Origin of the sequence: Paraliobacillus ryukyuensis (assembly GCF_003315295.1) — a bacterium.
GTDB classification, from domain to species: Bacteria; Bacillota; Bacilli; order Bacillales; family Amphibacillaceae; genus Paraliobacillus; species Paraliobacillus ryukyuensis.
The window spans coordinates 55,107-75,478 of sequence record NZ_QNRI01000009.1 but is presented as its reverse complement, the minus strand read 5'-3'; the positions used below and the strand labels follow the sequence as shown (position 1 = coordinate 75,478).

The following is a 20,372-nucleotide window of genomic DNA, read 5'->3' as shown; positions in this document are numbered from 1 at the left end:
CACAAAGCTTCATGACAAAATTTAAAAAGCTTTCCAAGTAACATCTTTGATACTAAACCAACTTTTTTAAACCAAATAATTCGTTTTACCACTAATTTCGACCGTTTAGATGCTGACATTATTTAATAACTCTTTTTTATAAATAGCCTTATGGTCAATTAAGATGATTGACCGTAAGGCTATAAAAGATCTTTATCTTTTTAACTGCTGGACGAGTTCTTCATACTTAGGACTATTTAAGAAGTTTTCTACGGATACATGTTGTGCATTAGGTAATTTATTTTTAGCTCTATCAGTTAAGTCTTTGTGCGTTACCACAATATCTGCATCACTAGGTAAGTTATTAATCGCTGTATTCGTTACCTCAATGTCAGTGAGCTCTGCTTTTTTAAACTTATCTCTTAGTAATGAAGCTCCCATAGCACTTGACCCCATACCAGCATCACAAGCAAAGACAACTTTATTTACGTTTTCTGCTGGCGTTACTTGATTTGTTGACTGTCCAGCAAATGAGTCTGCTACAGAACTTTTCTTCCCTTTCATTTCTTCCATTTTGTCAGCTGCTTCAGAGATATCTTCCTCATCTTTTCGTTTGCTTGTTTTTAGAATAAGTGAAGCAATTAAGAATGATACAACTGTCGCAATAATAACTCCCAGGATAACAGCGAAATAATTACCACGTGGTGTCATAGCCATTAATGCGATAATACTACCTGGAGATGGAGAAGCGGTAAGACCTGCATTCAATAAGGAGAATGTTAGGACACCACTTGCGCCTCCTCCAATAGCTGCTAGAATTAACGTTGGTTTCATTAAAACGTAAGGGAAATAAATTTCATGAATCCCACCAATAAAGTGAATAAACGCCGCTCCTGGTGCAGAGCTTCGAGATGCTCCTTTTCCAAATACCATAAATGCCAGTAAGATCCCTAAACCTGGTCCAGGGTTTGTTTCAATTAAGAACAGGATTGATTTCCCTGCTTCTAATGCTTGTTCTGTACCTAAAGGAGTAAAAATTCCATGGTTGATTACGTTGTTTAAGAATAGTATTTTGGCAGGCTCAACTAAAACACTTGCTAACGGTAATAAACCAGCGTTGACGATCGCTTCTACTCCTGCTCCTAGAATAGAGTTCAATCCACTTACAATTGGTCCAATCCCTTTAACCCCTAATAATGCAAGTGCTCCACCTATGATTCCAGCTGAGAAGTTATTGTATAACATCTCTAACCCTTGTCTAACTTTAGGGAGAATAGGTTTATCGATTAGTTTAATAATGTAAGCTGCTAGTGGTCCCATAATCATTGCTCCTAAGAACATTGGTGTTCCACCGATTCCTCCAGCTCCAACGATAACCCCCATTGTAGCAATAGCGGCAACGACGCCCCCTCGATTCTCATATACCATTCGACCACCGGTAAAACCTATTAATAGTGGCAATAGATAGAAAATCATTGGATCAACTAGTTGCGCAAATGTTTCATTTGGATACCAACCATCTGGAATAAATAGTGCTGTAATAAGTCCCCATGCGATAAATGCTGCAATATTTGGCATGACCATGCCGCTTAAGTAGCCGCCAAACTTTTGAACTTTTGCACGAACCCCTTTTTTCGCCATCTTTTCTTCCCCTTTCCATCGTTAAATAGTTATTAATAATTCCTATAGCTTAATAATAAAGCGATTACATACCGTGTTCAATCTTTTCTAAAGCTTCTTTTGTCAAATGAGTTGTTGACACAATTAAATAAGTGTAAAGTTAAAAAAACCCTTTATTATTAACCTTAGATGTTGTTCATAGTTTAGAATGTCACAACCTATTAATTTTTATAAAATACGCATACAATACAAAAATAATAGAAATTAAAATTGCTTTAAGCGTACGAAAAGGCAACATAAGAAGTAATTTGTTAAGATTACATTAAGTGCTTGTTACCCTTTCACAGTAATTTACTAAGTACATAGCCTTATTCATGCTATAATAGTTGTATTATTAACTAATTGTGCGTGCAAAAACATTAAACTATAAAAGGGGAGGAAACAATGGATTATAATTATCAGACACCACGATATCTTGTTGTAATTGAACAAATAAAATCAAAAATAAAAGACGGGGAACTAGAACCTGGTGAGCGTCTGCCATCGGAAGCCGAGTTTTCCAAGCAATTGCATGTTTCAAGAAACACATTAAGAGAAGCGTTACGGATATTAGAAGAAGAAAATATTATTGTTCGCAAGCATGGTGTAGGGACGTTTGTAAATAAAAAGCCCATTTTCTCCGGTGGGATTGAAGAGTTGTTTAGTATTACCGACATGATTAAACGTGAAGGTAAAGAACCGGGGACTGATTTGTTGTTTACTGGTTATGTTGATCCGCATAGCGACGATATTTCAGAATTGCATTTAGAGAAAAATGAACAAGTGTTTCTTGTCAAACGTGTTCGTACGGCGAACCAAGAGCCTATTGTATACTGTATCGATAAAATCCCGGCAACACTTTTAGAGAAAGGCTATAAACTGCAAGGAGAATCGATGCTTTCCTCGCTGCAAGAAGATGCTGGGATCACGATTAGTTATGCGAAAGCAGATATCCATACAATTGGATATCACGACGAAATATCGGATATCCTTCAAAGCGAGAAAAATATACCTTTATTAGTTTTAAAACAAATTCACTTTGATTTAGCAGACCGACCTATTTTATATTCGCTGAATTTCTTTCGATCTGATCAAGTAAGTTTTAATGTATTTAGAAAACGAGTCTTTTAATTTCAAACGCTACAATCTTGTCAACAAAGGTGAAATAAAAGCCCATGTCTCTCTACAATAGACAGTATTATGCTTGCTACGCTGTCTATTGCAAGGGGGATATTTTTATTTTTCGTAATTGTATCAAATGATTACATCGATCACTACCACTAGCATAAGAACAAATATAAGTACTAAAGGGTAATGATTATCGAAATTTTTGTTTTTCTCTCCTAACACAAAAGCTAATGTGGTTGATAAAAGTGCTGATGAATAGATGATAGACGAAGCAATTGTTGATGGAACAAGATGGAGTGTTAAGTGAAAAAAACCAATGTAATGGGTGCTGCGATTAATGTAGATAGGTCATTTTTGGACGTAAACAACCATCTTTTCAGCTTTTTCAATTGGACTTCCCCCGTTAAACTCTTCAATAGTGTACCACCCAAAATGGGAATTATAAACTCTTAATCAAATTATATCCACTAAAAAGTCATTGACTTGTTGGACGTCTTACCTTTACAATGAAATTGTCCTTAAATGTATGCCCTTTCATTTGGTTTGTTTGGCCAACAACTATATGAACTGATGGCATAGGAAGAATAAAGTTGTTAATATTAAAACTTGTGGTTAAACAATTTATAGAAAGAGAGTGATTTTCATGAACTTATTATGGGGTATAGTTGGAATTATAGTTGTGCTTTCAATTGCATTTCTGTTTTCTTCACATAAAAAATCGATTAAATTACGCACCATATTAGGAGGACTATCCATTCAGATTGTCTTTGCCTTTATTGTGTTAAAATGGGAAGCAGGTCAAAATGCTTTAAAAGCCTTTACGTTAGGTGTTCAGAATGTCATTAATTATGCTAACGAAGGAATTAGCTTTTTGTTTGGTGAATTAGCAAACAGCGATAAATATGGAAGTATTTTTGCGTTTCATGTACTTCCGATTATTATTTTCTTTTCTGCGCTTATTTCAGTTTTATACTATTTAGGTATTATGCAATGGTTTATCAAAATTATAGGTGGTGGATTATCAAAACTGTTAGGAACAAGTAAAACAGAATCGATGTCTGCTGCCGCTAATATCTTTGTTGGACAAACAGAAGCACCGCTTGTTGTTCGACCATTTCTAGAGAAAATGACTCGTTCTGAGTTGTTTGCTGTTATGACAGGAGGACTAGCATCCGTGGCTGGTTCGGTATTGATTGGTTATTCCTTATTAGGTGTACCACTTGAATATCTATTGGCAGCAAGCTTTATGGCGGCGCCAGGTGGACTAATTATGGCGAAAATTATTATGCCTGAGACGGAGACGTTAAAAACAACAGACGATATTCAACTAGAAAAAGATCATGACACAGTTAATGTGATCGATGCAGCGGCTAAAGGTGCGAGTGATGGGTTAAAGCTAGCGCTAAATGTTGGTGCAATGCTACTAGCTTTTGTTGCGTTAATTGCTTTGATTAATGGTATATTAGGAATATTTGGTGGTATTACACTAGAAGGTATCTTAGGTTACATTTTTTCACCTCTTGCATTTGCTATTGGTGTTCCTTGGTCTGAGGCTGTTCAAGCAGGAAGTTTCATTGGACAAAAGCTTGTATTAAATGAGTTTGTTGCTTATGCTAGTTTTGCACCGGAAATGGCGTCATTATCAGCAAAAACAAATCTAGTTGTAAGTTTTGCGTTATGTGGATTTGCTAACTTGAGTTCAATGGCTATTTTGTTAGGTGGTTTGGGTGGTTTAGCGCCAAATCGTCGCAAAGATATTGCTCAATTAGGTCTCCGTGCCGTAGCTGCTGGGATGCTAGCCTCCTTACTAAGTGCCGCGATAGCAGGTATGTTCTTTTAAAAAGTAAAGTAAGAATGGAAAAAGAAAGGATGAGACGAATGAGAATGGTAGATGTAATCGCAAAAAAAAGAGATGGGCAAGCATTAACCAAAGAAGAAATTGACTTTGTTATTGCGGGTTATACCAATGATGAAATTCCAGATTATCAAATGTCAGCTTTAGCGATGGCGTTATATTTTCAAGATATGACAACAGAAGAACGTGTAAACCTCACGATGGCAATGGTAGAGTCAGGAGATCAAATTAATCTGTCGGACATTGATGGAATTAAAGTAGATAAACACAGTACTGGTGGTGTAGGTGATACGACCACACTAATCTTAGCGCCATTAGTAGCAGCTGTAGGTGTTCCTGTTGCTAAAATGTCTGGACGCGGTCTTGGGCATACAGGCGGAACAATCGATAAGTTAGAATCAATAGAAGGTTTTCAAGTTGAATTAGACGGAAAGACATTTAATCAATTAGTGAATAAAAATAAAATTGCAGTCGTTGGACAAAGTGGTAATTTGACTCCAGCAGATAAAAAACTCTATAGCCTACGCGATGTAACTGCAACAGTCAATTCAATTCCACTGATTGCAAGCTCCATTATGAGTAAAAAAATTGCTTCTGGCGCAGATGCGATTGTCCTAGATGTAAAAACAGGTTCTGGAGCATTTATGAAGGAACTAGACGATGCAAAAGCATTGGCTAAAGCAATGGTCCAAATCGGAAATGGCGCAGGTAGAAACACGATTGCTGTCATTTCGGATATGAATCAACCACTTGGCTTTGCCATTGGAAATGCTCTAGAAGTAAAAGAAGCAATTGATACACTACATGGTCATGGGCCAGCAGATTTACATGAGCTTTGCTTAACATTAGGAAGCCAGATGGTTTACTTAGCGAATAAAGCAAACTCAATTGAAGAAGCTCGGTCAATGTTGGAAGATGCCATTCAATCTGGTAAGGCGATTGAGAAATTTAAAACATTTCTTTCTTCTCAAGGTGGTGATGCATCTGTAGTAGATGACCCGACTAAACTACCAACAGCTGCTTACCAAATGGAAGTGAAAGCAACCGCTGATGGTTACATTTCAGATATCATTGCGGATGAAATCGGCATAGCAGCAAGTATGTTGGGTGCTGGTCGGATTACCAAAGACTCAACCATTGATTTAGCTGTTGGGTTGGTATTACAGAAAAAAGTTGGTGATCCTGTTAAAGAAGGAGAATCCATTGTAACCATCCACAGTAACAAAGCAGATGTAGCTGAGGTAATTGAAAAAATTCAGCAAGCTTATACGATTACGGAGCAAGAGCCTGCAGAAAATCGATTGGTTTACGGTGTTATTGACCAATAAAGGTGGTAAAGGTTGGACATCTAACTAAGCGGCAGGTAAAATAGCAACTAGGAGAGAACAGATGAAAGAATTAATCTTAGCTTTAGTAGCAGGCATAAGTGTAGGCATTGTATTTAAATTTCTGAAACTGCCATTGCCAGCACCACCAGTACTTGCTGGTGTGCTAGGTGTAGCAGGGGTTTACTTTGGCGGTATCATAGGAGATTGGATTAAGAGCTTTTTTTAACAAAGAAAGGAAGGGATAAAAATGAGTTCATCATTTAAACGTGTTTTCTTAATCGTGATGGATTCGGTTGGTATCGGTGAAGCACCAGATGCGGGGCAATTTAATGATGTTGGTGCAGATACGTTAGGGCACATAGCTGAAAAAATGAATGGTTTGCATATGCCGACGATTGGAAAGATGGGACTAAGTAATATTAGAGAAATTCAAGGCATCGAGAAGGCAGAGCAGCCATTAGCACATTACACTAAAATGCAAGAAGCGTCGAATGGAAAAGATACCATGACTGGTCATTGGGAAATCATGGGTCTATATATTGATCAGCCATTTCAAACATTTCCTGAAGGATTTCCAGATGACTTGTTACAACAATTAGAAGAAAAAACAGGCAGAAAAATCATTGGAAATAAACCTGCATCTGGAACAGAGATTATTAAAGAACTAGGCAAAGAACACATGGAGACAGGCGCATTAATTGTCTATACATCTGCAGACTCTGTCCTTCAAATTGCAGCACACGAGGATATTGTGCCAATTGAAGAGCAGTATAAAATCTGTCAAATTGCACGTGAATTAACGAAGAACGATAAGTATATGGTAGGTCGTGTGATTGCTCGTCCATTTGTTGGTGAGCCAGGTGCTTTTGAACGTACATCGAACCGACATGACTATGCGTTGAAACCATTTGGTAGAACGGTAATGAATGATTTAAAAGATGAAGGTTACGATGTGGTTGCGCTAGGTAAAATTTCTGATATCTATGATGGAGAAGGCGTCACCGAAGAGATCCGCACCAAAGATAATGATGATGGTATGGAAAAATTCATTCAATCAATGGAGAAAGATTTTCATGGTTTGAACTTCTTGAATTTGGTTGATTTTGATGCAAAATATGGTCACCGTCGTGATCCAGAAGGTTATGGAAAAGCATTAGAAACGTTTGATAAACGCTTACCGGAAGTATTAGAGAAATTAAATGATGATGACTTACTCATAATTACTGCAGACCATGGGAACGACCCAGTTCATCATGGAACAGACCATACACGTGAGTATGTTCCATTACTCGTCCATCATAAAGGAATTTCAGAGGGTAAAGAGTTATCATTGCGAAACACATTTGCGGATATTGGCGCAACAGTTGCCGAGAACTTTAAAGTTAAAATGCCTGCACATGGCGTTAGTTTTCTAAAAGACATTAAGTAAGGAGGAAAGTCTGATGAATCTTCAACAAATTGAAGAAGCAGCTTCGTTTATTTCAGCAAAACTTTCCGGTGCTCCGAAAGTAGGGTTAATTTTAGGCTCTGGCTTAGGTATGCTTGCTGACGAAATTGAAAATCCAGTAAAAATTAAATATGAAACAATTCCAGGTTTTCCAGTTTCCACTGTAGAAGGACATGCTGGTCAGTTAGTTAGTGGAACGTTAATGGGTGTTCCTGTTATCGCGATGCAAGGACGTTTTCATTTTTATGAAGGATATGATGTTCAAGCAGTAACTTCACCCGTTCGTGTTATGCGAGCATTAGGTGTGGAGAAGCTTGTGGTTACCAATGCTGCTGGAGGCGTAAATGCTGATTTAAATCCAGGTGATCTGATGTTGATTACTGATCATATTAATAATACAGGACAAAATCCATTAATCGGACCAAATGAATCACAACTAGGTGTTCGTTTTCCAGACATGTCAACAGCTTATGCCAAAGAGCTACAACAAATCGCTCAACAAGCAGCGAAAGACATGGATCTAGATGTAAAACAAGGTGTGTACGTTTGGAATACAGGGCCGAGCTATGAAACACCAGCCGAAATTCGCATGCTACGAACACTTGGAGGAGACGCGGTAGGTATGTCCACTGTTCCTGAAGTTATTGTAGCTCGTCATGCAGGTATGGATTGTTTAGGCATTTCATGTATTTCTAACATGGCAGCGGGTATTCTTGATCAGCCATTATCGCATGATGAAGTTATAGAAACGACAGAAAAAGTAAGAGAATCTTTCTTAACTTTTGTAAAAGAAGTATTAACACGTATGAATAAGCTCCTATAAAAATGTTATATTCAAGGAGGAAGTAACATGGCAGCTGTAGAAGAAAAAATGATTGAAGAAGCGAAAGCCGCCCGTGAATTGGCCTATACGCCTTATTCAAAATTTAAAGTAGGCGCTTCGCTGCGAACAACAGACGGACAAGTCTTTCATGGGTGTAATATTGAGAATGCTGCATATTCGGTAGCAAATTGCGCAGAACGCACAGCGTTATTTAGTGCCTATGCAACAGGAGCACGTGAATTTGATCTGCTTGTTGTTGTGGCAGATACCGATCGCCCGGTATCGCCTTGTGGAGCTTGTCGTCAAGTAATTGCCGAGTTATGTAAGCCAGATATGAAAGTTGTGTTAACTAATTTACAAGGTGATGTATCAGAAACAACTGTCAGCGAGCTATTGCCGGGTGCATTTTTAGCTGATGATTTATCTAATGCAAAATAAAGGAGGAGAACAGATGGCAACAACCCTAGCAAGTAAAATCGATCATACGGCGTTAAAGCCAAATACGACAAAAGATCAAATTACAACATTATGCCAAGAAGCGAAGGATAATGGTTTTTACTCCGTCTGCGTGAATCCAACATGGGTGCAAGAAGCAGCAACCCTCTTAGCAGGTTCTGATGTAGCAGTTTGTACGGTAATTGGCTTTCCTTTAGGAGCAACAACATCAGAAGTGAAAGTATTTGAGACAAAAGATGCCATCGGTAAGGGTGCAACGGAAGTAGATATGGTAATTAATATTGGTGCGTTGAAAGATGGCGATACTGATTTAGTGAAAGCTGATATTCAAGCGGTAGTGGATGCAGCTAATAAAAAAGCATTAGTGAAAGTAATCATTGAAACGTGCTTATTAACTGATGAACAAAAAGAAATAGCGTGTAAGTTAGCAGTAGAAGCTGGTGCAGATTATGTTAAAACGTCTACTGGATTTTCAACTGGCGGTGCAACAGTGGAAGATATTCAATTGATGCGAAAAACAGTTGGAGCCCATGTAGGTGTGAAAGCTTCAGGCGGTGTCCGTGATCAAGCAACCGCTCAAGCAATGATTGAAGCTGGTGCAACAAGAATCGGAGCAAGCGCTAGTGTGGCGATTGTTAAAGGTGAAACATCTAATAGTGATTATTAAAGGAAAAAGATCTACTTTAGCTAGTAGATCTTTTTTAGTGCGAGTATTGATGTCTTCGTAGTATTTTTCCGTTTTGGTCGTGGACAATGGTTGCCGTTCCTTTATTTTTCGCAATACCTTTCGCGCGATCAATTGCATCATCTTTGTTCCTATAAACATGAGCTGGTTGTTTTGCATCTTGCGTTTGCACGGACCAACCTTTTTCATGTGGGAGGACATGCTCCCCTTTTTCCATTAATTCTGGGCGCCCATCTTCCGGATTATTATCACGATGACGTAACGATTTATCGCTCATTTCTTTGACCTGATTAATTTCCTTTTCGCTGGCATCACGATACCATTGTTTTGCTTGCGTTGTAGCAATAGGAATCGCTCGACCTTCACTGTACCCTTCATCAAGCATCGCGTTGGCAATATCAATCGCTTTTTTCCGAACGGCTGTGTCTAAATTTTTAAATGAACTAGGATAATCAGTTGTATCCCAAGGCATAAAAAATTCCTCCTTTGTATGGAGGTTTACCCGATTATGAGAGAAATAAACGAGGGTAACATCGTCATAACGTAGGTGTTTCGGTCACTTAAAATGGAGCCGCGGTCAGTTAGAGGTGATTTACGGTCACTTAAGCTTCTATAGCGGTCACTTCGCCCGAATTTCATAATAAAAAACGAAGCCAAATTGACTTCGTTTTAAAGAAAATAGATTATTGTTCGTTATATGCACCATGTTTCACTGGCCCAACAAATTCATTTAACTTCCATCCATGTTTAATGGCAGCATGAACGAAGTCTTTGGCAGCCATAACAGATTCTTTTACTGTTTTTCCATTTGCTAGATTAGCAGTAATAGCAGCGGCAAATGTACAGCCTGCACCGTGCGTATACGTTGTATCTACTTTTTCGCTTTCCAATAGTACATGTTCATTACCATCATAGAAAAGATCAACTGCTTTCTCATGGTCTAGTGCTTTGCCGCCTTTGATAACTACATTTTGTGCACCAAGCGAGATGATTTTTTCTGCAGCTTGTTTCATGCCGTCAATTGTTTTAATCGGACCAGTTTGTGCTAGTTGGCCTGCTTCAAACAAATTAGGCGTTGTAATAGTTGCTAGTGGTAACAATAATGCGCGCATTGCATCAGTGTTTTCTGGTTGAAGGACTTCATCTTCCCCTTTGCAGACCATTACTGGGTCAATAACAACTTTATCAATTCCATTGGCTTTTATTTCTCTTGCACCTAGTTCGATGATATCAACTGTACCAAGCATCCCCGTTTTCATCGCGTCAATGCCAACAGACAGGATGGTTTTTAGTTGTTTTTCAACTGTGTTTACTTCAATTGGCGTCACTTGATGACTCCAATCTTCTGGTTCCATTGAAACAATTGAAGTTAGTGCTGTCATTCCATATACCGCATGCTCTTGGAATGTTTTTAAATCAGCTTGAATACCAGCTCCACCGCTTGAATCAGAGCCTGCTAATGTTAGTGTTTTTTTCATTGTTTATGCCCCCTAAAGCTTTAGTTCCTCTACTTTATACTTTATCACACTGGAGGATGAATAGAAAATATCTGTTTCTCTAGATAGTTTCTCATTTTTCTAAATCATTTTCATATAGTTGGTTAAAATAAAAATTATCATTGGTACGTTTATCCATATATGAAAAGTTATCGTACCGCACCGTTTTTTTAGGACTGAACACTTCTCCTTTGCTATTTTCTGCAAGCCAACCTAATTGAGTAAATGAAGGAGAAGTAGAAAAGACACTTTTGTTATTAGGATCCTTCCCCTCAGTTAAGAGGTAACGCCATTCTGTGGGGAACTCCAAACTTCCATAATCAGTTGAGTTAATGGTTACTTGTTGCTCCATCTGTACACCAGGAAAATAAGCTTCCATGTTATAATTTCGATCTTGTAAGAAATAAAAATACAATGTACTAACCGGTTCTTCAGGATCAAAATTCCATACAAAAAAATAAGTAGTTGGATCATCTGAATCAACTGAAACGAATGCAGGTGTACCTTCTGTATCCATGGAATGAACTTTCCAATGAAGTCTTTCCCATGTAAATACACCGTACCCGTAGGAACCGCTACTTGTTTTGAATGGAGTAAAGATGGTGTTATCGTCTAATTTTTTGGTATCCTGAATGGAACTTACTTTGATGTCACGTTCTTCGTAGCTATTGTCTTTAATCGTTTGATTTAATGTCTTAAGTAATTTATTGGTAGAAGGGATTGGCCCAGGAGGTGTAAGGGAAAAGAAATAATAGCTACTAATAATCCCGAAAGCTAACACCACGAGGATACCGGTACGCCAAGCAAAACGTTTTTTTGTCATATGGTTTATTCCTCCTCCCAAATAGATTGATCAAGTGTAAAATAATATTGTTGTTGTTCCGTCTGAATCAACAACCCTTTACCATTATCTTCTACAAAAATGAGCGGTTCAAGATTAGACCCCCATTTTGCTTTCGTTCCTATAAGTATATAGGCAAACTTTTCATTTACTTCTCCATGGTTAAAGGTTGGATCTGAGCTACTGAACCACTCTCCTCCATCGACTTGTTGTAGCTGAGCTTGATGTAATTGGGTTTGTAAAGCTTGCTTATCAAATACTTTTGTTTCAGCTGTATTATGTATTCTTAGGGTAGACGCTCCACCTGAGTCGCTAATAAAGGTAATAAGCTGCTTACTCGGATATACAAGTGAAAATAGTAAATGTGCAAGAACCATCATTATTAGAAATAGATAATTAGTAAAGAAGCCAAGCCAAAGATACGGTCGATGTCGATACCACCTATTTTGATGCTTATAAAAAGCAGCATGTTGATCCTGAAAATAATAAATGAGAAATACCAACCACACTCCTAGAGGTAAAATACTTATCTGTAGCAGTAGTCCATCCCAAAGTAAGTTAACAGAGAATGAAAACAAACCAATTAATAGTAAAATGAAAGCGACCCATATTCTTGGACGTTCTTTTTGTTTTTTGCGAATAACAAAGAATCCAATGAAAAAGAAAAGGAACCAACTAATTATGATAAAAATTAATTGAATAATATTTGGCAACTCCCATTGCATAGTAATCCTCCTAATTTACTAAATATGGTACAACTAGTGTAACACAGTTAATTAGCTCAACGTATATACCGTTTAGAAAAATGCAAACTACTTTTAGGGATAGCTATTCACGTGGTAAAATTGTGACGATTATCACGTCAATAAGATTGATTGTCCATTTTAATTACTTTATAATAAAATTTCTAATAACTTTTACTATCTATATAATGAAGGAGTGAAAACTGTGCACCATAATAAGCAGCCACACTCTCAGGAAAATATTGAAGTATGGGCAGATTTAGTTAATATAAAAGATTTACTGCTTGCATTAGTTATTACGAGTGCACTAACACTAGGTGCTTACTTTATCGCTCCGAATGAAGAGCCTAAACCATTGTACTATGGATTAGTAGGGGCGCTTATTGGTTTCATTATTTCAAGTATTATCATTAAGCCAAAACGTAAATTTGAAACTACGGAGGATAAGTAAGTATGTTAGATGCTGGTGTAATAATGCAAATGTTGCTTGCGGCAGTCGGAGGAACACTGATTTACACCCTGATTGGTATTGCACCTGGAACGGATGAAACAGCAGTGTTAGCGCCAGTAACGTTAGTTTTGGTTTTAACGGGTTTAGAGCCGATTGTTATTCTAACCTTTTTTATGGCAGCTATTATTGCTAAGAAACTCACCGATTCAATCCCAGTCGCTGTAGCAGGTGTGCCAGGTGGGGTAATGGCTGCGCCAATGGTTGAGCATGCGATTGTGTTGAAAAAGCATGGAAAATCTGATCTTAGCATTAGAAAAATGGCTTCTGGTTCGGTTATAGGAACGATTGTTGCTGTTCCGGTTAGCTTATTATTAGCGAATATATTAGTACCATATGCCGATCAAATCCAAGGCTATACCAATCAAATTTTATTTGGAGGGGCCATACTTTTAGCCTTAATGTCAAAAAATAGATGGATAGCCCTTGCGTCCATTGTGCCATTTGCTATACTAATACAAGGCTTACGTCATTTATATTGGGGTGTAGGTGTCGTTCCAGAAGGGACAAACGTATTTATCTCTTTCTTTCTGGGAATCACCATTGGTCCGGTAATTTTAACGTTATTTGAGCTTTTAAATAAGGATAAAAGAAAAGCGATGAATCGTTATGATAATAAAACGATTGCGCTTCAAACAGAACAATCACAGAAAGGATTACCTAATCCTTTTAAAATATTAACCCAACAAGAATTGAGTATGAGTACACTTGCATCATTTTTTGGTTCTTTGTTATTTGTTTTAAGCCCTGTAGGTATTACAATTCTATTAGGGGAGCTTGTATCTGCGCGTGTAAAGGATCCAGTAAAAAAAAGCACCCTAGCAATTTCAAGTATGGATGCTTTGACAAATGCCTCCTATATTTCTGGCACATTGATTCCATTAATTGCACTAGGGATTCCGTTGTCTCCTGTTGCAATTGGACCAGCAAATGCGTTGTTTAATGCACCACCTGTCTTTACATTAGAACATAATATGCATCATCTGTTGACCAAAACCGATTTTATCTGGGCTGTCGTAATAGGAGCAGTCGTTGCAATCGTGATTACGTATTTTATTATTGTAAAATATGCGCAACAAATATGCAGGTTTGTGTTCAAGTGGATTCCACATGAAGCGGTGCTAGGATTGTTTTTTGGTTTAGTTCTTTTATTAGCGCATATGGATGGTGGTTTGATTAACATCGGGGGTGTATTGTTAATTGGACTAGTTGCTGGTTTTATGCACCGTTTAGGTATTAATTATGGTGTGCAGTTTATGGTTCTGTACGCGGCACCATGGATTGTCACGCAACTTGCAGGTTTATCATAAAGTACGTTTGGGAATTGTTCTTTGGAATGCAGAAGAAAAGTGATAGATAAAGGAGAGGCAGCAACATGTTAGAACTACCACAGCAGTTAGCAATTGGCAGTGCACATAGTAAACTGATATTAGTAGGTGAGCATGCCGTTGTATATGGAGAACCAGCAATTGCATTACCTTTTCCATCTATACATGTGAAATCTATCGTACAGCCCAATGAAGGGCCAGTACTACTAGAAAGTAGCTTCTATGTTGGACCTTTAAATAGCATCCCTGAAAAACTAAAAGGCATTGCTACTTGTATTAAACAGACATGCAAAAAATTGAATAGAGAACCAAATGGATTTCGCATGCATATTAAGTCGACTATTCCAATTGGGAGAGGACTCGGTTCTAGCGCTGCTATTGCTACTGCTGTTGTGCGTAGTTTGTATCATTTTTTTAATGAGCCATTAAGTAAGGATGACTTACTCGAGCTTGTTCATATGGCGGAAACATATGCACATGGAAGTCCAAGTGGAATAGATATGGAAGCTGTCACTAGTGATGCACCAATATGGTTCGAAAAAGATAAGCGAAGTAAAAAAGTAGACATTAAACAAGCCTTTCATATTGTGGTTGCAGATACCGGAAGAATTGGTGATACCCATGCAGCGGTATCTAGCATTAAAGAAAAATATAAATCGATAACCGATCAAACGAAGTATTCCATTAAATCATTAGGTCATCTAACCAAGGAAGCAAAGCGAGCATTAAAAGACGGAGATCTTGATGCTTTAGGAGATATTCTAAATCGTGCACAGGATGAATTAGTCCATCTAGGTGTTAGTGACGCAGGAATTGATTACCTAGTCAAAGTTGCACGTCAAGCTGGGGCTTTAGGTGCTAAACTAACTGGTGGCGGACGAGGTGGTTGTATCATTGCACTTGCGAAGCATGCCGTTCACGCTAAAAAATTGGCTGAACGATTTTTACATGCTGGAGCAGACCAAACATGGCATTTTCAAATTGGCAGTGACGAAAATCAATATACTACCACTACAGTTAGCGGATCGTAAATAAAGGAGCTTATCGTATGAAAGCAACCGTTAAAGCACATACCAATATTGCCTTAATCAAATACTGGGGGAAACGTGACGAAGCGCTTTTCCTTCCGACAAATAATAGTTTGTCAGTGACTTTGGATAAATTCTATACTATTACTACTGTGGAGTTTTTGCCCGCGTTACAAGCTGATGAATTTTATTTTAATGGAGAACTTGCAGAAGAAAAAGAGTTAATGAAAATATCTGCGTTTTTAGATCGTGTTCGTGCTAACGCAAAAAAACCGATGTTTGCTTGCGTGAAATCGCAAAATCATGTGCCGACTGCAGCTGGTTTTGCTTCTTCAGCTTCGGGATATGCGGCATTGGCAGCAGCTTCTGCAAAAGCAATTGGCTTACAACTTACTGACAGAGAATTATCTCAACTGGCACGTCAAGGCTCTGGATCAGCCAGTCGTTCTATCTTTGGTGGATATGTCGAGTGGGAAAAAGGAAGTAATGCTGATGGGTCGGATTGTTATGCCCAACAGATTTTGAAAAAGGATGCTTGGGATTTACGAATTCTTTCAGTAGAAGTTACAACGAAGGCGAAAAAAGTATTGTCTCGTGAAGGCATGAAGCGAACGGTACAGACATCGCCTTTTTTTGCTGGTTGGCTAGAAGCAGTAGAACAAGATCTTATCGCAATAAAAGAGGCAATAAATGAGAGAGACTTTACTAAGTTAGGTCAAGTAGTGGAGGCGAATGCATTGAAGATGCATGCTACTACATTAGGTGCCAATCCGCCTTTTATGTATTGGCAAAGTGCAACCGTCGAAGTGATGCAAGAGGTGCAAGCACTGCGTGAAAAAGGGATAGAAGCATATTTCACGATAGATGCTGGCCCAAATGTAAAAATTGTTTGCCAACCAGAAGAAGAGCAAGTAATTCATGAATCCTTGGAAACATTACCTGTTGTTCAGCAGATTCATCATTGTCGCATAGGCCCTGGAATTACCTATTTGTAGTATTAAAAATGAAATGGAAGAGGGACGAGCATGCAAGCTAGATCCTATCAAATCGCAACACCAGGTAAATTGTTGATAGCTGGTGAATATGCGGTGACGGAATTAAATCAACCTGGTATCGTTGTAGCTGTTAATCGCTATATTAACGTATCTATTGCAGAGAGTAACGCCCAAGTACTTGATTTACCCCAATTAGGATTAAATCAAGTGAAATGGTACTATGTCAATGGAAAAGTGACTTTTTCAATCTCAGATAATCGATTGCGATTTATGCAACAGGCTATGCAAACAGTATATGCTTATTTGACTGAGCAACAAATTACTATTCAGCCGTTTCAATTAAGCGTGACAAGTGAGCTAGATGATTCATCTGGCATCAAATATGGATTAGGATCTAGTGCAGCAATTACAGTCGCAACAATCTCAGCTATTTTACGATTACATAAAGATGAAACGTTAGACAAAGATATTATTTATAAATTAGCTGCTATTTCTCATTTTCAAACCCAAGGAAATGGTTCTTGTGCAGATATTGCAGCCTCCACTTATGGAGGTTGGTTGCACTATACTTCGTTTGATGGTTCATGGTTATTAAAACAATTGAAAACACAATGCAACATAAGTAAAATTGTTGATGGAAATTGGGCTTCCTTACATATAGAGAAACTTAACCTACCTAGCAGTTTAGTATTCTGTGTTGGTTGGACAGGCAAAGCTGCTGCAACAGCACCAATGGTCACGCGTATCCAGCAATTAAAGGAAAATAATCAGCAAGTCTATCAAAACTTTTTAACGGATAGTCAAAAAGCTGTTGAAACAATCGTCAATGGCTGTAAAACTGATAATGCAAAATTGATGTTGGACGGTATTAAACAAAATCGGAATGTGTTACGTCGACTGAGTAATCAAGCTGGAGTGGAAATAGAGACAACTTTGTTAAATCAATTGGCAAATCTTGCAGAGGATTATGGAAGTGGCAAGTCATCTGGTGCAGGTGGCGGTGATTGTGGCATTGCTTTTGTCGAAGGGGAAGAAAACGTCGTTAAATTAAATCAAGTGTGGGAACAGATTGGGATTAAAACGTTAGATCTGATGCCGTCGATTAATGGGACTAGGATTATTAAGCATGAATAAAAAGAGCTTGAAGGACACTGCAATTGAAGTAATAGGCAGTCCTTCAAGCTTTTTTGATTCATACTGGCAGTATAAGTATGGGATTAAAAATCTCTTCGGTCATAATAGTTTTTTCCAGGTAATAGATGTTAATATGATTGGTTCTATTTTATGATTCACATTGTTTACATTCCCACCATAAAACAATTCACCGTACTTTTAGATCCAATGTGTGTAAATGCTGTTTTCACCCGTTTTGCTTTCACCCAACGCTTTAATCGTTTTAAATTAAGTCAATTTCTTCATATCAAAAACACCTTAGAAACAATTCAGTTGACGCATGAACATAGATCGTGCTACATTTATCTTGAATTAAAGATAATTAATTGGATATTATATGATAAGAGATAAAATGGAGGTGTTACCATGGTAACTAGTTTAAAAGGCATGCACCATGTTACCGCGATCACTAGCAGTGCAGAGAAAAACTATCACTTTTTCACTTATGTACTAGGGATGCGTTTAGTAAAAAAATCCGTCAATCAAGATGATATTCAAACCTATCATTTATTTTTTGCAGATGATAAAGGCAGCCCAGGTACTGATATGACATTCTTTGATTTTCCAGGCATACCAAAGGGAAAGCATGGTACAAATGAAATATATCGCACTGGTTTTCGTGTGCCAAGTGATGAGGCTTTGGATTACTGGGTAAAACGATTTGATCGCTTGGAAATAAAGCATAGCGGGGTGCAAAACCAGTTTGGCACCAAAGTATTGTCGTTTGTGGATTTTGATGATCAACAATATCAGTTGGTTTCTGATGAAAATAATCAAGGGGTGGCTTCGGGTACACCTTGGCAAGAAGGGCCCATTCCATTGGAATATGCAATTACCGGACTGGGTCCAATTCATGTCCGTATAGCAGATTTTGATTTCTTTAAACGCGTGTTAGAAGAGGTCTTATTATTTACTGAAATTAAAAATGATGATTCGTTTCATTTGTTCGAAGTTGGGCAAGGTGGAAATGGTGCCCAAGTCATTGTAGAGCATAATGAGCGTTTGCCACAGGGACGACAAGGTTACGGAACTGTGCATCATGCTGCGTTTCGAGTTGACAATCGGGATGTGCTGGAAGAGTGGATTAAACGAATGTCTATGTTCGGGTTCCAAACATCCGGCTATGTCGATCGCTTCTTTTTCGAATCTTTATATGCACGTGTTGCACCACAAATATTGTTTGAGTTTGCAACAGATGGTCCTGGCTTTATGGGTGATGAACCTTATGAAACACTTGGAGAGAAGTTATCTCTCCCGCCATTTCTAGAAGCAAAACGAGAAGAAATTGAACGGCAAGTTAGACCAATTGATACGGTGAGAAGCACAGTTGATATTCAAAAGGAATATGAATAAAAAATATAATTATAAATAATAAAAACGGCGGCAACCAAATTGATTTGATTGCCGCCGTTTTTATTATTACATATGCTTTAGATAACATTACTTACATCTTTTGCGCGTTGATCCAATTGTTCGGCTGCCGCGGAGATATTATTGAAATCATCAGTCGCAGTTTTCATTTTAGCTTGCGTGTCCTCAACTTGAACATGGATATTACTGCTGCTACTTGTAACAGTTTCAATATTTTTAGTAATCGATTCCACCATCCCCCTGATTTCTGAGATAGAATCATCTACTCCAGAGGAAAGTTTGCGTACTTCATCTGCCACGACGCTAAATCCACGACCGTGTTCACCAGCTCTAGCAGCTTCAATAGCTGCATTTAATGCTAGTAGATTGGTTTGTGACGCAATGGTGCGAATGGTTTTGACGATACCTTGAATCGTTTCTGTCTGACTTTGCAAATTAGACAATGTATGGTTATTTTGTTGATAGATTGATGCAATCGTCTCGATAGATTTAAAGATTTCATTGCTTCGATTAATGCCATCCGAGGCACGTTCATTAAGGTCGGTAGCCATTTCTTGCAATTTATCAACGACATTTGTGATTGTGTGTTGTCTGTCTGTAATATCTGTTGCTATCTTTGTAATACTAACAATTTTACCATCTTCATTCCGAATTGGCATATAAGTAGCTTCTAACCAAATCTGCTTACCATGCTTATCTCTCCGCTCAACTTTATCTTGAATACTTTTACCTCGTTTTAAATTATTCCAGAACACCGTATAATCTGAACTATTTGCAAAGGAAGGGAAGCAAAATTGCTTATGGTCCATTCCAATCATTTCCTCTGGTGTATATCCCATCGTAACTGCAAAAAGTTTATTTGCATAGGCAACTCTTCTATCTAAATTAAAACGAATAACTGCTAGATTATCCTCAATGGCTTGTACGACAAGTTCATCCATGTGACTTAAATTGCTATCTATAGTTGTCATTTGTTCGCTCCTATATTTGTTATACATACTACTATTTGTGAAAATCTGCACGAATAGTTTAGCTACTTTTATTATATACCCATAGATGTATAGGTGTAAACGTCTTTAATTCAAACTATTTTGTTTGAGAAGATGCATTACGTTTTTTCACTAATAGGGCACTAGTAATTACAAGAACTTCATATTATTATTTTATTAACAACTCCGAATAAAAGGGATGATGTATCGATACGCCTCTGCATATAATCAACATTGGCATGTCCCAGGTATAGGAACGATTACTGGAAAAGAAATGATTGCTATAGCCAGCTCGTATATCTCGTATCAAAAGAAAGTAAGAACAGTAAAGAATCGATGATACGATTGGTAGGATTCTTTGAACCACTTATGCGAGCGTATGTTGACATGGATTATTTGAATGAGCATCCGATTATTTTAAGTGGAGAGAAATATCAACAAAACAATGGTCGAATTCCACCTTCAAGTTACCAAGAAGAGATAAAACAGACAATTGATGCGAGCAAATAAAATTAATCTTTTGTTTTTTATCATTGTTTG

21 protein-coding genes are annotated in these 20,372 nt (G+C 37.9%); 15 read left to right on the top strand and 6 right to left on the bottom strand.

What is annotated here, in order from left to right:
- Positions 1 to 192: 192 nt before the first annotated feature.
- Positions 193 to 1,620, bottom strand: coding sequence for a PTS mannitol transporter subunit IIBC (locus DES48_RS12310; RefSeq protein WP_113869611.1), 1,428 nt, complete (start codon positions 1,618 to 1,620; stop codon positions 193 to 195).
- Between the two features lie 423 nt (positions 1,621 to 2,043).
- On the opposite strand from DES48_RS12310, the gene DES48_RS12305 reads away from it, so the two are divergent.
- The 8 genes from DES48_RS12305 (at position 2,044) to deoC (ending at position 9,342) form a co-directional block, all read left to right on the top strand.
- The gene (locus tag DES48_RS12305) at positions 2,044 to 2,769 is read left to right on the top strand and encodes a GntR family transcriptional regulator (protein ID WP_079707933.1); all 726 of its coding nucleotides are present in this window, start codon (positions 2,044 to 2,046) and stop codon (positions 2,767 to 2,769) included.
- Positions 2,770 to 3,409: 640 nt separating this feature from the next.
- Positions 3,410 to 4,606 carry a NupC/NupG family nucleoside CNT transporter gene (locus tag DES48_RS12300; RefSeq protein WP_079707932.1) on the top strand — a complete coding sequence of 399 codons (1,197 nt, stop codon included), beginning with the start codon at positions 3,410 to 3,412 and terminating at the stop codon, positions 4,604 to 4,606.
- A 38-nt stretch (positions 4,607 to 4,644) separates the two neighbouring features.
- Positions 4,645 to 5,949, top strand: a complete 1,305-nt coding sequence (locus DES48_RS12295; protein WP_147232415.1) for a pyrimidine-nucleoside phosphorylase — start codon at positions 4,645 to 4,647, stop codon at positions 5,947 to 5,949.
- Positions 5,950 to 6,010: 61 nt separating this feature from the next.
- Positions 6,011 to 6,175 (top strand): XapX domain-containing protein, encoded by a 165-nt coding sequence (locus tag DES48_RS12290; RefSeq protein WP_079707931.1) that lies wholly within the window; start codon positions 6,011 to 6,013, stop codon positions 6,173 to 6,175.
- A 21-nt stretch (positions 6,176 to 6,196) separates the two neighbouring features.
- Positions 6,197 to 7,378: a phosphopentomutase gene (gene deoB, locus DES48_RS12285; protein WP_079707930.1), complete on the top strand. Its 1,182-nt coding sequence runs from the start codon at positions 6,197 to 6,199 to the stop codon at positions 7,376 to 7,378.
- Positions 7,379 to 7,391: 13 nt separating this feature from the next.
- On the top strand, positions 7,392 to 8,219 hold the full coding sequence (locus DES48_RS12280) for a purine-nucleoside phosphorylase (protein WP_113869609.1): 828 nt from the start codon (positions 7,392 to 7,394) through the stop codon (positions 8,217 to 8,219).
- Positions 8,220 to 8,246: 27 nt separating this feature from the next.
- Positions 8,247 to 8,657 carry a cytidine deaminase gene (gene cdd / locus DES48_RS12275; RefSeq protein WP_113869607.1) on the top strand — a complete coding sequence of 137 codons (411 nt, stop codon included), beginning with the start codon at positions 8,247 to 8,249 and terminating at the stop codon, positions 8,655 to 8,657.
- A gap of 13 nt (positions 8,658 to 8,670) precedes the next feature.
- Entirely contained in the window at positions 8,671 to 9,342 is a 672-nt protein-coding gene (gene deoC, locus DES48_RS12270) for a deoxyribose-phosphate aldolase (protein ID WP_113869605.1), read from the top strand.
- Between the two features lie 34 nt (positions 9,343 to 9,376).
- Here deoC and DES48_RS12265 read toward each other — a convergent pair whose 3' ends face one another.
- From DES48_RS12265 to DES48_RS12250, 4 genes are all read right to left on the bottom strand, one after another.
- Positions 9,377 to 9,832: a DUF2188 domain-containing protein gene (locus DES48_RS12265; protein ID WP_113869603.1), complete on the bottom strand. Its 456-nt coding sequence runs from the start codon at positions 9,830 to 9,832 to the stop codon at positions 9,377 to 9,379.
- 211 nt (positions 9,833 to 10,043) lie between these two features.
- Positions 10,044 to 10,838, bottom strand: coding sequence for a pyridoxine/pyridoxal/pyridoxamine kinase (pdxK, locus tag DES48_RS12260; protein ID WP_113869601.1), 795 nt, complete (start codon positions 10,836 to 10,838; stop codon positions 10,044 to 10,046).
- A 91-nt stretch (positions 10,839 to 10,929) separates the two neighbouring features.
- A complete protein-coding gene (locus tag DES48_RS12255) occupies positions 10,930 to 11,679 on the bottom strand; it encodes a hypothetical protein (RefSeq protein WP_113869599.1) in 750 nt (249 codons plus the stop codon).
- A 5-nt stretch (positions 11,680 to 11,684) separates the two neighbouring features.
- Positions 11,685 to 12,422: a hypothetical protein gene (locus DES48_RS12250; protein WP_113869597.1), complete on the bottom strand. Its 738-nt coding sequence runs from the start codon at positions 12,420 to 12,422 to the stop codon at positions 11,685 to 11,687.
- Positions 12,423 to 12,645: 223 nt separating this feature from the next.
- Between DES48_RS12250 and DES48_RS12245 the strand changes: the two genes are divergently transcribed.
- The 6 genes from DES48_RS12245 (at position 12,646) to DES48_RS12220 (ending at position 18,825) form a co-directional block, all read left to right on the top strand.
- Entirely contained in the window at positions 12,646 to 12,891 is a 246-nt protein-coding gene (locus DES48_RS12245; RefSeq protein ID WP_113869595.1) for a hypothetical protein, read from the top strand.
- A gap of 2 nt (positions 12,892 to 12,893) precedes the next feature.
- Positions 12,894 to 14,258, top strand: coding sequence for a tripartite tricarboxylate transporter permease (locus DES48_RS12240; protein WP_113869593.1), 1,365 nt, complete (start codon positions 12,894 to 12,896; stop codon positions 14,256 to 14,258).
- Positions 14,259 to 14,323: 65 nt separating this feature from the next.
- The gene (gene mvk, locus DES48_RS12235; protein WP_113869591.1) at positions 14,324 to 15,307 is read left to right on the top strand and encodes a mevalonate kinase; all 984 of its coding nucleotides are present in this window, start codon (positions 14,324 to 14,326) and stop codon (positions 15,305 to 15,307) included.
- Positions 15,308 to 15,324: 17 nt separating this feature from the next.
- On the top strand, positions 15,325 to 16,299 hold the full coding sequence (mvaD, locus tag DES48_RS12230; protein WP_113869589.1) for a diphosphomevalonate decarboxylase: 975 nt from the start codon (positions 15,325 to 15,327) through the stop codon (positions 16,297 to 16,299).
- A gap of 30 nt (positions 16,300 to 16,329) precedes the next feature.
- Complete coding sequence (locus tag DES48_RS12225; protein ID WP_113869587.1) at positions 16,330 to 17,433, top strand: phosphomevalonate kinase; 1,104 nt, start codon at positions 16,330 to 16,332, stop codon at positions 17,431 to 17,433.
- Positions 17,434 to 17,838: 405 nt separating this feature from the next.
- Positions 17,839 to 18,825, top strand: a complete 987-nt coding sequence (locus DES48_RS12220) for a ring-cleaving dioxygenase (protein WP_079707917.1) — start codon at positions 17,839 to 17,841, stop codon at positions 18,823 to 18,825.
- A 77-nt stretch (positions 18,826 to 18,902) separates the two neighbouring features.
- Here DES48_RS12220 and DES48_RS16420 read toward each other — a convergent pair whose 3' ends face one another.
- Entirely contained in the window at positions 18,903 to 19,814 is a 912-nt protein-coding gene (locus tag DES48_RS16420) for a methyl-accepting chemotaxis protein (RefSeq protein WP_113869585.1), read from the bottom strand.
- Between the two features lie 354 nt (positions 19,815 to 20,168).
- Between DES48_RS16420 and DES48_RS15950 the strand changes: the two genes are divergently transcribed.
- Positions 20,169 to 20,342 (top strand): hypothetical protein, encoded by a 174-nt coding sequence (locus DES48_RS15950; RefSeq protein WP_170126216.1) that lies wholly within the window; start codon positions 20,169 to 20,171, stop codon positions 20,340 to 20,342.
- The last annotated feature ends 30 nt before the right edge of the window (positions 20,343 to 20,372 follow it).